This window comes from Bacillus sp. ABP14 (assembly GCF_001831375.1).
Classification (GTDB): domain Bacteria; phylum Bacillota; class Bacilli; order Bacillales; family Bacillaceae_G; genus Bacillus_A; species Bacillus_A paranthracis.
This window is the reverse complement of record NZ_CP017016.1, coordinates 1,117,181-1,132,752: the sequence shown is the minus strand read 5'-3', so window position 1 is coordinate 1,132,752 and position 15,572 is coordinate 1,117,181. Positions and strand designations below refer to the sequence as shown.

The following is a 15,572-nucleotide window of genomic DNA, read 5'->3' as shown; positions in this document are numbered from 1 at the left end:
TAAAAAGAGTTAGAAGTGGTTATTTGAAGAAATTAATACTATGTTTTTTATTAACTACATTCTGTCTATATATTGCAGGGTGTTCTAATAATATAACTACACCTGGGGATACATCTAAAACTTCAACACCTGCGAATTGTAAATACATCAACAAAGCTTGGTATAAGAAACCTACGAACTGTAATAATCGATGATATAAGTCATAAAAAAGACACCATAAGGTGCTTTTTTTATAGAGAATAATAAGATGTTCATCAGAAATTATGAGTGATTTTTTTATTTTGTTGTTCAAAATATTTTTCTTTAACTATTTTTATCAGATCTTCTTTTTCTGTTAGTTCAAAGATAAATAATGCTTTTTTCATATTATCAGCTACATCTTCTTCATTACATTGTTTCAGCTTTAGCATGTTCCAAGCTTTCCCATAGTATAATTCGCCTAATAAATATAAAGTATTTAGATTAATAGCTAATTTAATACCCATATCATTGTATTTTATTGCCTCTTCATGTTGATTTGCATGACCTAACATTTTCCCTAAATTAAAAATGATTTTTAATTTAACCTCTTTATCTCTAGGGAAATCTAACTTATTAAAATTAGTTAAACATCTTCTTAATATAGTAATACTCTTTTCATATTCTTTATTTGCCCAATGAAATATAGCCATCGACTGCATAATATCTATTTCTCTTTCCGATAAAAAATCACCATTCGTTACAGTTAGTTTTAGTGCATTATTTAAAAGATTTAAAGCAGTTTTTATTGATTTATTCACATAAAATATAGCAATCGCTTCATGCCATATTAGAAATTGTTTATCTTCTTTTAACTGGAAATTATTTTCGGTTTTCTCTTGTTTCACTATTTCATAAAGTTCATTATATTGTTTTTGTTTTGTACAATCTCTCATTACACATTTTACATTTTCTACATATTTTAGTTTTTTGTTTTGAGTTAGTGCGAAAATATGATTTGGATCAATACCAAGTCTTTCAGATAATTGATATAACAATACGCTAGATGGATAAATCATACCTTTTTCTATTTTGCTAATTTGACTTTGCGAACATATTCCATGACACAATTCAGATTGTGATATATTCTTTTTCATTCTAAGTTCTTTAATGGTAATACCCAAATCGTAAAATTCCATTTTTCCTCCTCAAATATAGCCCTCAATGAGTAACAAAATACTTTTCACCCTTTAATGTAATGTAAAATTAGTATATTTTCAATTATTGTTGCTTCTATCGATTTTTTTACTTCTTTGCTCAGTTGCATTTCGAGGTGAGAGTCTTACTTCAAAGAAAAACAGACTAGAGAGAAAGTTTTCTCCTTAGCCTGTCCCACCAAACAAATTTCCCATCGTCACTGTTATCCCCAAAATACAGAATTACGAATACGATAAGAAGACTTAAACATCTCACCCCATCACGCACTTTTAATTGAACACAAAAGAGAATATCCCCTTATTTCCGCCTCTTTTTAACCACAATTAAAAAAGCAATAAACAATACGTTCACACCGACGATTAAAGAAATAAATAGCCAATTCACACCTGTTTCCCCGTTAACTTTATACACATTCGATTCCTCACGCTTTAAAACGAGATAAAATTTTCCGTTTTCTTCTCTTATAATTTCATCTTCTAACAATCCCCTTAGCTCTTGTTTTTCACCAATCGCACTTGCAGGTAAAGCAACTTTTTGTGTTTCTTTCGTATTATTAATCGCTACTACTGTCACTTCATCTTTATACTTTCTCTTTAGTACACTCATTCCATCTTTATCGTATAGAAGCTCAAACGTACCGCGGCGTAAAGATAGCCTCGCTTGTCTAAGCTCACCGAGTTTCGTTATGTGTTGCATAAACTTTTCATCTGATTTGAAGTCCATTAATCGTCTATTATCTGGCGTACCTCCTCCATCCAATGCAATTTCAGTTCCGTAATAAAAATTCGGAATACCTGGTGTTGTTAATAAATATGTAAGAGCTAGTTTCAAACGAGATGGTGGATAATTCATATTCTCTTTTGCAATACGAGCAAATCTTTTTGTATCTTGATTATCTAAAAATGTAGCGGCTGCTCCGTCTTTTTTACTTACATCATATAAAGGTTTCACCGATACGTCCGCTTTGGAAAACGCATCTACTATTTTTTCGTTGTATTCACTATCTTCTTTTGTCATAACTCGAAAATCTTTCTTTATCACTTGCATATCTTTTTGCACATCATCCCAAAAAGCAGGCGACTTTTTTTCACTATGTATTACATAACTTGCATCTAAATCAACTTCTTTGATCCACCATTTCATCGAGTCGATTACTTGTTGTTCGTTTTCTCCAAGCGGAAATTGAAATACAACTTTCATTCCTTTTGCATGAGCTTCTTGCACAAGTTCTTTCACATCATTTTCTGTTCCGAAATGTTCATTTACCTTCTGAAAATTGCGCACGTCTAACCCATCGTATTTTACACTTTCAAAAAGCGGCGAAAGCATAACAGTAGTAAATCCCATTTTTTTTATGTAATCCAGTCTTTTTATAATACCTCTTATATCTCCGCCATGATATCCTTCTAAATTGCCAACTTCTAACTGTTTGTCATTTTTCGGTTCCCCATTATTAAAACGATCAATCATAATGGAATATATGACTTCGTCTCGCCACTCTCTTTTTTCGTCTGCAAATGTATGTATTGGTACAAACAAAACGACAGCTAAACAAAAACAAATGAATAGTTTCCTAGTATGTATTTTCCCCACACGCATCCCCCATGTATTTTAATTGTAAGAATATTATACCAATTATCCAAACGAATCGCATACTTTGATTTCATTCTTATCAAATTAACACATGTTAAGTTTTCTAACATTACATATAAAATTTTCTGAATTTTTAGTTGATTTTTCTTTTTATTTCGAATATGATATGAAACATAACAAATTGATGTTATTTTTTCTAACATTATAGGAGGAGAGAGAATGAATATAGGAGATACAGTTTTTATGTTTGTAGCGACAGTAATGGTCATGTTAATGACACCAGGATTAGCACTTTTTTATGGAGGTATGGTTCGCAGTAAAAACGTACTCAGTACGACAATGCATAGTTATAGCGCAATGGCTATCGTTTCGATTCAATGGATTGTAATTGGTTATTCTTTATCATTCGGACCAGATTGGCACGGACTTATCGGCACATTCGATTGGTTCGGTTTAAACGGAGTTAGCTACGCACCAAATCCAGACTACTCATCTACTATTCCTCACAATTTATTTATGATGTTTCAACTCATGTTTGCTATTCTAACCCCCGCTCTAATTTCAGGAGCATTTGCCGAAAGAATGCGATTTTCAGCTTTCCTTATTTTCATCCTTCTATGGACAACAATCGTTTACAATCCTGTCGCTCATTGGGTATGGGGCGTTGGCGGATGGCTAAGAGAACTTGGCGCATTAGACTTCGCTGGCGGTAATGTCGTTCATATTACATCTGGCGTGGCTGGCCTCGTATTAGCTATTTTCCTTGGAAAACGCAAAAACATAAACGGTTCGTCTCCTCATCATTTACCATTTACAATGTTAGGCGCTGGGCTACTATGGTTCGGCTGGTTCGGTTTTAACGTCGGAAGCGCATTATCTTTAAATGATGTAGCTTTAACTGCATTTATTAATACAAATATAGCTGCCGCTGCCTCCGCATTAACTTGGATGCTTTCAGAGTGGTTCTTCCAATCAAAACCGACCGCGATGGGAGCTGCTTGCGGCGTTGTTTCCGGTCTAGTCGCTATTACACCAGCTTGCGGGTTCGTTACACCTTTCTCAGCTCTTCTTATCGGAGCAATTGGCGGCGTATTATGCTTCGGAGCAGTCTTTTTCTTAAAAACAAAATTCGGATACGACGATACACTCGATGCATTTGGATGTCACGGCATCGGCGGAACTTGGGGCGGCATTGCGACAGGACTATTTGCAACTACCACCGTAAACAGTGATGGCGCTAACGGATTATTTTACGGAAACGCCGCGCTGCTGTTTAAACAACTTATAGCAATCGGCGCAACATATGCGTTCACAATTATAATGACGTACGCGATTATTAAAGCAATTAACTTCTTCCTCCCTGTCCGGGTAGATGAGCACGAGGAACATATGGGACTTGATATTTCAATGCATGGGGAGAAAGCTTATGAATATACTGAGCGAGTGAACTAAAAAAGAGATGCAATCTATTTGATAGTAGATTGCATCTCTTTTTATTAGACTTGCCGGCAGCATACCCTGAGCGGTATTAATATAAATATATCAGCGATTCTTCGGATATATCGACGATTTTTCAAATATATCAGCGATTATTTCAATATATCGACGTTTCGACACGATATATCGATTTACCAACAAATTCCGACATAACGAAACTGAAGAATACCCGCGTGTAACTTTACATAAACAAAAAAGACGACCGTTTCATAACAGTCGTCTTTTCCAATTTATTTCGGAGCATTTCCTACATATTGCGTAATATCAACGTTTAATGCTTGCGCTAAACGCATACCGTACTCTTGATCTGCACGGAAGAAGTTACATACAGCTAGTAATTTCGTACGTTCATTTACGTCTTTTAAGTCATTTGTTAAGTTTGCAATTAAGTTGTCTTGCTCTTCTTTAGAGAATGAACGGTAACGCTCACCTGCTTGTTTGAAATCATTTGGTTTGTCAATTTTTTCACGAGATACGTAGCCTTCTACTTTCATAGTTGAATCGCGGTAAGCTGGGTCTTCAACTGGATTTTCAGCATGACGGCTCGGTTCGTAGTTAATTGTAGATGGGTTTTGACCCACTTGCATCGCACCATCACGTTGTTGGTTATGAACAGCTGCGTATGGGCAGTTTACAGGAATTTGTAAGTAGTTTGCACCAAGGCGGTAACGCTGTGTATCTGGATAAGAGAATAAACGACCTTGTAATAATTTATCTTCAGATGGTTCAATACCATTTACAGTTGCACTTGGAGAGAACGCCACTTGTTCTACTTCAGCAAAGAAGTTTTTCGGGTTACGATTTAACGTCATTGTCCCTACTTCTATTAATGGAAAACGATCTTCTGGCCAAACTTTCGTTGGATCTAACGGATCAAAATCTAAAGAATCCGTTTCTTCTAGTTGCATCACTTGTACGTGTAAATCCCACTTCGGATAATTTCCTTTTTCGATTGCATCGAATAAGTCACGAGTTGCATGGTTAAAGTCTTTTCCTTGTACTTCTTGCACTTCTTTTGTACTTAAGTTACGTACACCTTGCTGTGGTTTCCAGTGATATTTAATGTAGACGATTTTACCTTCTGCATTAATCCATTTGAATGAATGTACACCGAAACCTTCCATTTCACGATAGCTTGCTGGTGTACCGTAATCAGAAAATACCCATGTCATCATATGTGTAGATTCTGGACTTAACGTCATGAAATCCCAGTAACGATCTGGTGTTTGAATATTTGTATCAGGTGCTGGTTTTAAAGAATGAACCATATCAGGGAATTTAATTGCATCACGAATGAAGAAGACTGGTAAATGGTTACCTACAATATCGTAATTTCCTTCTTCTGTATAAAATTTAACAGCGAAACCGCGTGGATCACGTGCTGTTTCAGGAGAACCTTGACCATGAATAACCGTTGAAAAACGAACAAACACAGGTGTTTCAGTTCCTTCATTTTGTAAAAATGCTGCTTTCGTATATTTCTTCATGCTGTTTTTCGTTACGAATACACCGTGAGCACCTGCACCACGTGCATGCACAACACGCTCTGGAATACGTTCACGATCAAAGTGAGCTAGTTTTTCTACTAAATGATAGTCTTCTAATAATACTGGTCCACGGCGACCAGCTGTACGAGAATTTTGGTTATCTCCGACCGGAGCACCTTGGTTTGTTGTTAAGCGATTATTTGGATTCATCTAGGGGGATCCTCCTCTTTCTTTCATAGTAATTATTATTTATTTAAAATTATTATAAATTAATTATTATTTAAAATTAGTTCTTTGTCAACTATTTCTTTCATTTTTCTGGAAACAATTGTAGCTAAACATTCAATAAATGTAGATTGTGCATTCGGCATATTTGGTCTAAAATACGCAGCATTTAATTCATCCGTCACAACTTTACACTCGTAATCGTTGTCATATAAAACTTCTAAATGCTCTGCCACAAAACCAACTGGGCAATATATGAAAGATTTATATCTATGCTCTTCAAATAAATCTCTCGTTAAATCTTGCACATCCGGTCCAATCCATGGATCAGGTGTATTTCCGGCACTTTGCCAACCAATTGTATAGTTTTGGATGTTTGCAGCTGCTGCGATTAAATCCGCTGTATGCTGCAATTGCTCCACATAAGGATCACCTACTGCAATAATTTTTTCTGGTAAACTATGCGCTGAAAAAATTACGACCGCTTTCTCTTTATCTTCAATTTTTGTAAATGTTTCTTTTATTTGATCTGCCCAATACGAAATAAACTTCGGTTCATCATACCATTGTTTAATTGGTTCAATAACAGGACCACCTATTTCCTCCGAGAGACGAATTGCACGCTCGTTATATGCCTTAATGCTAAAGGTAGAATAATGCGGCGCTAATACGATACTAATTGCTTGCTCAATTCCATCGCGCTTCATCTCTTCTACTGCATCTTCTATAAACGGAGCAGTATGTTTTAAGCCTAAGTAACAATTAAATTCATACTCTGTAAACATATTATTCATTGAGTCTGTTAATTTATGCGCTTGCTCTTTCGTAATTTTTGCAAGCGGTGAAATTCCACCAATCGCTTTATAGCGTCCAATTAAATCTTGGAGTGCTTCTTTTGATGGCTTACGCCCATGACGAATATGTGTATAATATGCCTCTACTTCATCTAATGAATCCGGCGTTCCATACGCCATTACGAGTAAACCCATTTTTTTCTTTTTCATCTATATAACACCTCAATTTTATAAAGTGAAACTTTAATCAGTGGGGAGGTTCTTCATCCCCCACTGATTATTAGTTGAACCAATCGGACTTTTATGGGCAGTTGATCCCCCACCTAAATTCTTTTCTTTCGCTGAATTTTGAGGTGGGGGTCTTACTGCCCATTAAAGCGGGATAAATGAGAATCTTTTTCAAGAACATTTGTTTCCAATTATAACAACTAATAATAAGTCCGTAAAGATAATTATTCTAAATAAGTATTTTTTCTAATATGATTTTGAATTTTATATGACAATTTATTTAATAAAAAGCGACTTACTTATAAAGTAAGTCGCTTTTCTCCTATTCTTTAATATTTACTCCATATTCTTTAAACCAAACGTGAATTTGTGCTAAATGAGCTAAAAGTTGTGGCCCAGTCATTAATTGACCATACCATGGCGTTTGGAATGCACTGCCGCCTGACTCAATTAATCCACTCAGCTGTTCTTTATCAAATAGCTCGTGTAAAATCGAGCCTTTATCTGTTAATAAATCTTGTATCCATACTGTTACTGCTTTCGTATAGTGCGGATTATGTGTTTTTGGATACGGGCTCTTCTTTCTATATAATATCTCATTTGGAAGTAACCCTTCTAACGCTTTACGCAATAGACCTTTTTCGCGGTTTTTATACATTTTCATTTCCCAAGGAATATTCCACGCATATTCGACAAGACGATGATCTGCAAATGGAACACGTACTTCTAAGCTCGCCCCCATACTCATACGGTCTTTTCTGTCTAATAATGTTGTCATAAACCATACCATATTTAAATAAAATAATTGGCGTCTTTTCGCTTCTAGCGGACTTTCCCCATCTAAAATAGGAACTTCTTGAATCGATTCCTCATAACGTTGTTGCACATATTGTTGTAAATTTAATTTATTTCTCCATTCTTTCTTTAGCAATTGTTCACGCGCTTCTGTAGAACGCATCCACGGAAATGCGCTCGATTGTAAATCATCTTCTCTATAAAACCACGGATAACCACCAAATATTTCATCTGCACATTCCCCAGATAAACCGACGACAAAATCTTGTTTAATTTCGCGGCAAAACCATAATAATGACGAATCGATATCTGCCATACCAGGCAAATCACGAACGAGTACTGCTTCTGTTAAATACTGCGCTAATTGTTCATTTGAAATGACGCAGCGATGATGGATCGTTTGAAACGTCTCCGTCATCAAATGAATAAATGGTGCATCTGAATTTGGCTGAAACGCATTTGCTTTAAAGTATTTGTCATTATCTTCGTAATCAACCGAATACGTGTGTAATTGACCTTTTCCCGATCTTTCGTATTCTTTTGCAGCAATTGCTGTTATAGCGCTTGAATCTACACCGCCTGATAAAAAAGTGCATAATGGTACATCAGAAACGAGCTGCCTTGTAATCGAATCTTGTAATAAAAAGCGTGTTTTTTCTACTGTTTCTTCAAAGGAATCTTCATGCTTTTTACTTTCTACATTCCAATATCTCCATATGCATAAACCGTTCTTTGAAAATGTCATCGCATGACCTGGACGTAATTCTTTTATACCAGCATATATACCGTGACCAGGCGTTCTAGATGGTCCAAGGCCGAATATTTCAGATAATCCTTCTAACGTCACTTCCGCCTTCACATCTGGATGCACCAATATCGCTTTTAACTCTGAACCAAATAGTAATCGCCCACTGTCATATTTATAAAATAGTGGTTTTACCCCTAATCGATCGCGCGCAATAAACACTTGTTCTTTCTGTTCATCCCATACAGCAAACGCATATATACCGTTTAAATGATCGACACATTCTTCTTTCCATTCGATATAAGAAGCTAACAATACTTCCGTATCAGAGTGACCTTTGAACGTATATCCTCTTCTTAATAGTTCCTTTCGAATGTCTTCCGTGTTATAAAGTTCGCCGTTATAGCAAATTGCATAATTTGCTTCATCTTTTAAACAAGTCATCGGCTGTTTACCACCTTCAGGATCAACAACGATTAACCGTTTATGCCCAAATGCGACATTGCCTTTAATCCAAACTTTATTATCATCTGGGCCACGCTTCGCTAACGTCTCAGCCATCTTCGTAACGACGTCCCGTTCTCCTTCTAATGAGCGTTTATAATCCACCCATCCTGTAATCCCGCACATATAAATCATCCTTCCATCTTATTTCTTTTCTTGAACGTACAGTAACCCCACTCTAAAAGTGCGGATCAAAAAAATGACAAACTTGACGATAACCTACTATCCACATATGGAATAGCATTTTCACTCAGTAAAACGTGTTTTATTGTATGCCCGCCTATGTCCGGATGTGTCTAGTTATAAAGAATGCACGAACTGTCTATAACAGAGATAACTACTTTTCATAAAGGAGAAATCGTGTATGATACAACGTAAACATATTTTATATAACCAGCCCCGCGCTCATACAGTCGGTAATGTAGAATATATAAACAATGAATGGGTATTCTTTGATGATGAAAATGAGGAAGCATTTTTATTAGAAGATATTGCCGGTGATGGCTTTGAAATTTTATATAACAACAACTGGCTACCAGCTCGTTTCTATGAACAAGATATATTACAAATCGCCAACGAACAGCACCACCTGCAAAACGGGGAAATGATACGAATTCGAAAAAAATTACTTCTTAGTTATACGGAATGGCTTGAGGAGTTACCTGACTCTGTCTTTGCCTTATTAACAGAGGCATTGCAATCACTTCATTACTCTTTATATGATTGCATGTATTGTCATAATTATTTATCTTTCTTACCGAAAGAGGAGGCATGCGAAGGAGTAAATATTCTTTTATTTGATAACGAAGAGATGATTTGTGCATTGCAGCACCATTTCGTTCGTCACGCTACGTCAAATAAAAATATGTTTCGTTTTACGAAAGTAAACGGAGAAGAGCTGCATATCGATGCGACATAAAATAAAAAACCACCTTATCTCCCAAGTCTTTGAGATTATAAGGTGGTTTTATTTTCTTTATTAGAATACTTGCCAACCAATCGGTAATTTCAGTCCTAGATAAAATACCGCTACAAGCGCGATAATAAATAATCCCCAGAATGCCCCCGTTGCCTTGTTCTTACTCATTTTCACAAGAACCATTTCCATTCCAGCGATAACTAAAATACCAGCTAGCATTTTTAAACCGTACCACATGTGCATGTTACTTGTTGCAGTCTTCATAATACCCATGTACAACATGAAACCTGTCACAATAATGATAATGTACATAAGACGAAGCCCCATATGTACGCCTTTCCCTTTTCTTCCTGCTGAATAAAGTGAATACGCAACGAAGAATAAAATTAAACCTAACGCCCATGCTGTAATATGCATATGTACCATCGTATCCCTTACCTCCTCTTTTCACACTTTTTCACTCTATATGATAACATGTTCATTTATTTTCAGGAAATGTTTCGCTTTTTTACATTTAAATGATATAATATTTAGAGTATTTACAAACTTCTTGTAATAACAAAAGGGGGAACAATCATGATTCAAACTAAGGATATTATCGAACTTACAGACACATACGGAGCAAATAACTATCACCCACTTCCAATCGTTATTTCTAAAGCGGAAGGCGTTTGGGTAGAAGATCCTGAAGGAAATCGCTATATGGACTTATTAAGTGCATATTCTGCAGTAAACCAAGGGCATCGTCACCCAAAAATTATTAACGCTTTAATTGACCAAGCTAATCGTGTTACGTTAACTTCTCGTGCTTTCCATAGCGATCAATTAGGTCCTTGGTACGAAAAAGTTGCGAAACTAACTAATAAAGAAATGGTACTTCCAATGAATACAGGTGCAGAAGCTGTTGAAACTGCAATTAAAACAGCTCGCCGATGGGCTTATGATGTGAAGAAAGTAGAAGCAAACCGTGCTGAAATTATCGTTTGTGAAGATAACTTCCACGGACGTACGATGGGTTCTGTTTCTATGTCTTCAAACGAAGAGTACAAGCGCGGATTCGGTCCAATGCTTCCTGGCATCGTTGTAATTCCTTACGGTGATTTAGAAGCGTTAAAAGCTGCTATTACACCAAATACAGCTGCATTCATTTTAGAGCCAATCCAAGGTGAAGCAGGAATTAACATCCCACCAGCTGGTTACTTAAAAGAAGCTCTTGAAGTATGTAAAAAAGAAAACGTTTTATTCGTAGCAGATGAAATCCAAACTGGCTTAGGCCGTACTGGTAAAGTATTTGCTTGTGACTGGGATGGTGTAACTCCTGACATGTACATACTTGGTAAAGCACTTGGCGGCGGCGTATTCCCAATCTCTTGCGTAGCAGCAAACCGCGACATTTTAGGTGTATTCGAGCCAGGTTCTCACGGTTCTACATTCGGTGGTAACCCACTTGCATGTGCTGTTTCTATCGCAGCTCTTGAAGTGTTAGAAGAAGAAAAATTAACAGAGCGTTCTCTTCAATTAGGTGAAAAATTAGTTGGACAATTAAAAGAGATTGATAACCCAATGATCACTGAAGTTCGCGGTAAAGGTTTATTTATCGGTATCGAATTAAACGAACCAGCTCGTCCTTACTGTGAACAACTAAAAGCAGCTGGACTGTTATGTAAAGAAACACACGAAAATGTAATTCGTATCGCACCACCTCTAGTAATCTCTGAAGAAGATTTAGAGTGGGCATTCCAAAAAATTAAAGCTGTATTATCGTAATAATAGAGAGGTTGTTCTACACGTTAGGACAACCTCTTTCTTTTTATATTGATTTATACTAAAATTAAATTGTAATTTTCTGTATTTTAAAATCACAAAGGAGGTGCGATATGTTATTAAGATATGGCAAACATATTAACTATTTAGCTACATCTTTTCTTTTAGTTACATTCTTTGGCTTCCTACTTTCTGTAACATTGCTTAGTCACTACTCAACTCCCACTACATTCACACTACTGAAAGCATCATTTTGGACTACTGTTATTCTTACTATTATTGGTTTTGGACGAGAAAAAAGCGCACTTACGGTTATACTATTTGGCATTTGTACACTTGCAGTCATTGGTCTTTACACTTTTTCCGTTATCGATTACCTCTATCACCCAAGACCATAGAAAAGAGCTATCTTTTCATAAGATAGCTCTTTTCTTCACTTCACTACATTTCGCAAAGTACCAATTCCTTCTACTGTAACGACCACTTCATCACCCGCATGCAAAAACTTCGGTGGCGTGAAACCTTTGCCAACACCAGCTGGCGTTCCTGTTGCGATAATATCTCCTGGTTCTAACGTCATTCCTTTACTTATCGTTGAAATGATTTCTTCTATTGAAAAAATCATTTTATTTGTATTTGAAGTTTGCCTTACTTCCCCATTTACTATCGTTTCAATGTGTAACGCATTTGGCGCACTAATCATCGATTTATGAATTAAATACGGTCCCATCGGACAAAATGTATCGAAACTTTTTCCAAGGAAAAATTGTTTATGCTTCCTTTGAATGTCGCGAGCAGTTATATCATTTATAATGGTATAACCAAAAACATGCTCAAGCGCTTTTTCTTTTTTTATTTGTTTCCCTCGCTTACCAATGACAATAGCTAGTTCTCCTTCATAGTCTAATTCATTCGTTGCGTGGGGATGACTATTAATTTTTTCATCCATTCCAATAACTGTCGTTGGCGCTTTCGTAAAGATCATTATATTTTCTGGAATTGACTCTACTCCGCCCATTTCTATCGCATGCTCACGATAGTTTTTTCCAACGCACAAAATATTTTTTCTTGGCCTTGGAATTGGAGCTAATATTTTCACTTCAGTTAACGGATAATACGCCGCCCCTTCATTTTCCTTCGCCCAATTTAAAATATCACATATTTTTTCAAAACATTCAGTTCCTCTTTCAATACACTCTAACATTGTAATGGGGATTGTAACCTTTTCTCCCTTTTGCCTTTGCGCTTCTCTTAAGTGCAATACCTTTTCTTCCTCTTCATCCACAATACCTACAAATACCTTTTCTTCTTTTTTCGCCGTTACCAAACGCAATATTTCCACTCTCCATCCTAAAACTCATACCTTTTAATTGTATTCGCATCCGTAAGAAAAAAACCTTCTCATACACGCTAATTTTTACAATATTCTTCTCATACCCTATTCGTTACTCCTTTATCATTTGGCATAAAATGTAGAAATTTTACTTTTTTTAGCGAATGCATTTCTTTTTTATGAAGTTTTTGTATAATATGTACTACATATATACAAAAAATTTCATTTAGAGATGGAGCCGATTTCAATGTTTGAGCAAGCGATTGAAAAAAAACGTGAAAAAATGATTTATTTTGCTGAACGCTACGGAATGACTTCTCAAAAAACAGTGGATTGTAGCCAAGAACTGGACAGGCTCTTAAATGTAATTTGGCATGTACATACGGATGTTCACCCTAACCAAACACTCGATACGCACACGCAATAACGTGTGTGTTTCTTTTATTTCAAAAAAACACACATTTTATTGAAAACGCCCATACAATAATAGAAAAGAAAATTTTAAAAACGAAAGGTGTTTTGTATGCCAGCTATGGTCGGACATATTCGTATCGTCAATATTGGATCAAGTGGTATTTTTCATATTGGAGATGTATTTGCGATTAGACCTATTAGTTATTCACGCGCTTTCGCGGGGGCCGGCTCTTTTAACGTTGGAGATAACGTTTCTGTCTACAATTATCAAAGCGCAACGACTGTTAATGATTCAGATGTCGTTGATCAAGCGATAATTGGTTCAACTTAAAGGGGGCGATTATATTGAATTTTTATGTAAACCAAAGCATCATCATTAACAGTATTAAAATTGATAGCATTACAACCTCTTCTGTATTCCAAATTGGTACTGCCGGAAGTATTAAAGCCCTATCTAAATTCTCAAATACTGGCGGATTTACAGAACCCCTTCGCCCATTACAGGCAAAAGGACAAATTATTTCTATCAAACCATCAACTAGTTCTTCTTAAGACATCCTTGTCATAAATATATAGTAGGAATATATTTACCCTCCCTATTGAAAAGGAGGTTTCACAAATGAATCAAGATATATATACTTACTTACACCAACTTCAACAAGCTCTTCAAGCACAACAAGCGACCATTCTTAACTTAGAAGATCAAGTTCGTCAATTACAAGAAGAGCTTAATGAATTAAAAAGTCGCCCCTCCTCTTCTATAGGAAAAGTGGAATATAAATTCGATCAATTAAAAGTAGAAAATTTAAATGGCACTTTAAATATTGGATTAAATCCATTTTCAACAAAAGGACAACAAATTGAGGATTTTCAAGTTGACACGGAAACTTTGAAGGTCAATCCTGAAACAGATACAAACCCAGACTTTTACCAAGGTATCCTTCAGGAAATGCATCGTTACTTAGATGAAGAAGCATATAATCGAATTCTCCATTTTGAACAAGAAGAGAGAACGCCGCTCGATGAAATGTATCGACAAATGATGGTTGACGACATAAAGAAACAGATGGAGCATAGACTTCCTTATTATTTATCACAAGCACAATCACATGAAGGGATTTCAACAGATCCAGATTATTTACGAGATATCATTATTCAAGCTATGAAACATGATATCGACAAAGCCTTCCTCTCTTTTATTCAACACATACCGGGCAATTTCCGAAAGGAGTAAGTATGTATGAACCTTAACGTTGTAAACCGCGAGTTCAAAGTCGGACAGATTAAAATGAACGGTGTATCGTCGTCCGCACTCTTTTTAATTGGGGATGCAAATTTCCTCATTCTATCTTCTATTCTTGATACGCCGTTTGAAACTGTTACAGAGGGTCCATTTGTGCCATTAGTAACAGATGTCCCTCCTACTCCAGGTTAAGGAGACTGAGAAATTATGTTACATCACGTGTCTATTGTCCAAAATGTTTCTATTGTTTCGTTAGGGATTGCTGCCGTATTTCAAGTTGGGGATGCAAATCAAATGGAATTAAAAAGTAGAGCTCTTGCCGTTCACCGGGAATTCCCTTGTTATATAAAAGACGAAGGTCGCTTAGATGCATTTGAAATCTTTACAGATGAATACATTACAATCCCGAAACGAACGACAGATGTAAAATTAAACATTATAAATGAGTGTCCTTTTATTGAAGTGAATAACGTTGAATTGCGCACACTTTTAAACTCTGGTGGATTTCAAATTGGAAATGTTGATTATGTTTTTAATAACTCTCGTATTATGCAAATTCGCCAATATATTACAGATGAACCTTCCGCACAATAATTCATATAGTAATTACAAAGTTTAGTAAAGTAGGTGGATGGTATGCCTTCTGTTGTTGGAAATCTCGTCGTGCAAAACAGTAATGGTTCTTTCAATTTAGGGGATTTTTATAACGTTTCTCCGAAAGAAAATACGAAAGCTTATAATGGATCTGGAGCTTCCAATGTTGGATTTGTCGTGAATACGTTTAACGGTGTTAGTGCAACAAATACGTTTGATTCTGATGTGGCGGATCAAGACCAGATTGGAACAGCGTAAAAA

General features: G+C 36.0%; 18 protein-coding genes. 11 read left to right on the top strand and 7 right to left on the bottom strand.

What is annotated here, in order from left to right; genetic code table 11:
* Positions 1–254: 254 nt before the first annotated feature.
* Together BGI23_RS05870 and BGI23_RS05865 are read right to left on the bottom strand one after the other, a co-directional pair.
* On the bottom strand, positions 255–1,157 hold the full coding sequence (locus tag BGI23_RS05870) for a helix-turn-helix domain-containing protein (protein ID WP_000397905.1): 903 nt from the start codon (positions 1,155–1,157) through the stop codon (positions 255–257).
* A 316-nt stretch (positions 1,158–1,473) separates the two neighbouring features.
* Positions 1,474–2,775 carry an alpha-amylase family glycosyl hydrolase gene (locus BGI23_RS05865; protein WP_070805479.1) on the bottom strand — a complete coding sequence of 434 codons (1,302 nt, stop codon included), beginning with the start codon at positions 2,773–2,775 and terminating at the stop codon, positions 1,474–1,476.
* Between the two features lie 213 nt (positions 2,776–2,988).
* Here BGI23_RS05865 and BGI23_RS05855 point away from each other — a divergent pair, with 213 nt between their 5' ends.
* A complete protein-coding gene (locus tag BGI23_RS05855) occupies positions 2,989–4,221 on the top strand; it encodes an ammonium transporter (RefSeq protein WP_070805478.1) in 1,233 nt (410 codons plus the stop codon).
* 275 nt (positions 4,222–4,496) lie between these two features.
* Here the strand turns inward: BGI23_RS05855 and katB are convergent, their stop codons facing one another.
* The 3 genes from katB to asnB form a co-directional block, all read right to left on the bottom strand.
* Positions 4,497–5,963 (bottom strand): catalase KatB, encoded by a 1,467-nt coding sequence (gene katB, locus BGI23_RS05850; protein ID WP_070805477.1) that lies wholly within the window; start codon positions 5,961–5,963, stop codon positions 4,497–4,499.
* A 59-nt stretch (positions 5,964–6,022) separates the two neighbouring features.
* A complete protein-coding gene (gene hemH / locus BGI23_RS05845) occupies positions 6,023–6,982 on the bottom strand; it encodes a ferrochelatase (protein WP_070805476.1) in 960 nt (319 codons plus the stop codon).
* Between the two features lie 340 nt (positions 6,983–7,322).
* Complete coding sequence (gene asnB / locus BGI23_RS05840) at positions 7,323–9,170, bottom strand: asparagine synthase (glutamine-hydrolyzing) (RefSeq protein WP_070805475.1); 1,848 nt, start codon at positions 9,168–9,170, stop codon at positions 7,323–7,325.
* A gap of 238 nt (positions 9,171–9,408) precedes the next feature.
* Here asnB and BGI23_RS05835 point away from each other — a divergent pair, with 238 nt between their 5' ends.
* Complete coding sequence (locus tag BGI23_RS05835) at positions 9,409–9,963, top strand: DUF2777 domain-containing protein (protein ID WP_070805474.1); 555 nt, start codon at positions 9,409–9,411, stop codon at positions 9,961–9,963.
* 60 nt (positions 9,964–10,023) lie between these two features.
* On the opposite strand, the gene BGI23_RS05830 is transcribed toward BGI23_RS05835, so the two are convergent.
* Positions 10,024–10,389, bottom strand: a complete 366-nt coding sequence (locus BGI23_RS05830) for a YisL family protein (RefSeq protein ID WP_000233491.1) — start codon at positions 10,387–10,389, stop codon at positions 10,024–10,026.
* Positions 10,390–10,539: 150 nt separating this feature from the next.
* Here BGI23_RS05830 and rocD point away from each other — a divergent pair, with 150 nt between their 5' ends.
* Positions 10,540–11,730, top strand: a complete 1,191-nt coding sequence (gene rocD / locus BGI23_RS05825; protein WP_070805473.1) for an ornithine aminotransferase — start codon at positions 10,540–10,542, stop codon at positions 11,728–11,730.
* 110 nt (positions 11,731–11,840) lie between these two features.
* Positions 11,841–12,125 (top strand): hypothetical protein, encoded by a 285-nt coding sequence (locus BGI23_RS05820; RefSeq protein WP_070805472.1) that lies wholly within the window; start codon positions 11,841–11,843, stop codon positions 12,123–12,125.
* 35 nt (positions 12,126–12,160) lie between these two features.
* Here the strand turns inward: BGI23_RS05820 and BGI23_RS05815 are convergent, their stop codons facing one another.
* Entirely contained in the window at positions 12,161–13,060 is a 900-nt protein-coding gene (locus BGI23_RS05815; RefSeq protein WP_172801679.1) for a fumarylacetoacetate hydrolase family protein, read from the bottom strand.
* 247 nt (positions 13,061–13,307) lie between these two features.
* Between BGI23_RS05815 and BGI23_RS05810 the strand changes: the two genes are divergently transcribed.
* The 7 genes from BGI23_RS05810 to gerPF all read left to right on the top strand — a co-directional run bounded on the left by BGI23_RS05810 (position 13,308) and on the right by gerPF (position 15,569).
* Positions 13,308–13,487 (top strand): aspartyl-phosphate phosphatase Spo0E family protein, encoded by a 180-nt coding sequence (locus BGI23_RS05810; RefSeq protein ID WP_000462851.1) that lies wholly within the window; start codon positions 13,308–13,310, stop codon positions 13,485–13,487.
* Between the two features lie 96 nt (positions 13,488–13,583).
* A complete protein-coding gene (gerPA, locus tag BGI23_RS05805) occupies positions 13,584–13,805 on the top strand; it encodes a spore germination protein GerPA (RefSeq protein ID WP_001111188.1) in 222 nt (73 codons plus the stop codon).
* A 14-nt stretch (positions 13,806–13,819) separates the two neighbouring features.
* Positions 13,820–14,026, top strand: coding sequence for a spore germination protein GerPB (gerPB, locus tag BGI23_RS05800; RefSeq protein WP_001012508.1), 207 nt, complete (start codon positions 13,820–13,822; stop codon positions 14,024–14,026).
* Between the two features lie 67 nt (positions 14,027–14,093).
* Complete coding sequence (gene gerPC / locus BGI23_RS05795) at positions 14,094–14,708, top strand: spore germination protein GerPC (protein WP_001070747.1); 615 nt, start codon at positions 14,094–14,096, stop codon at positions 14,706–14,708.
* Between the two features lie 6 nt (positions 14,709–14,714).
* A complete protein-coding gene (gerPD, locus tag BGI23_RS05790) occupies positions 14,715–14,909 on the top strand; it encodes a spore germination protein GerPD (RefSeq protein WP_001052802.1) in 195 nt (64 codons plus the stop codon).
* A 15-nt stretch (positions 14,910–14,924) separates the two neighbouring features.
* The gene (locus BGI23_RS05785) at positions 14,925–15,311 is read left to right on the top strand and encodes a spore germination protein GerPE (RefSeq protein WP_000902334.1); all 387 of its coding nucleotides are present in this window, start codon (positions 14,925–14,927) and stop codon (positions 15,309–15,311) included.
* Positions 15,312–15,353: 42 nt separating this feature from the next.
* On the top strand, positions 15,354–15,569 hold the full coding sequence (gerPF, locus tag BGI23_RS05780; RefSeq protein ID WP_001141566.1) for a spore germination protein GerPF: 216 nt from the start codon (positions 15,354–15,356) through the stop codon (positions 15,567–15,569).
* The last annotated feature ends 3 nt before the right edge of the window (positions 15,570–15,572 follow it).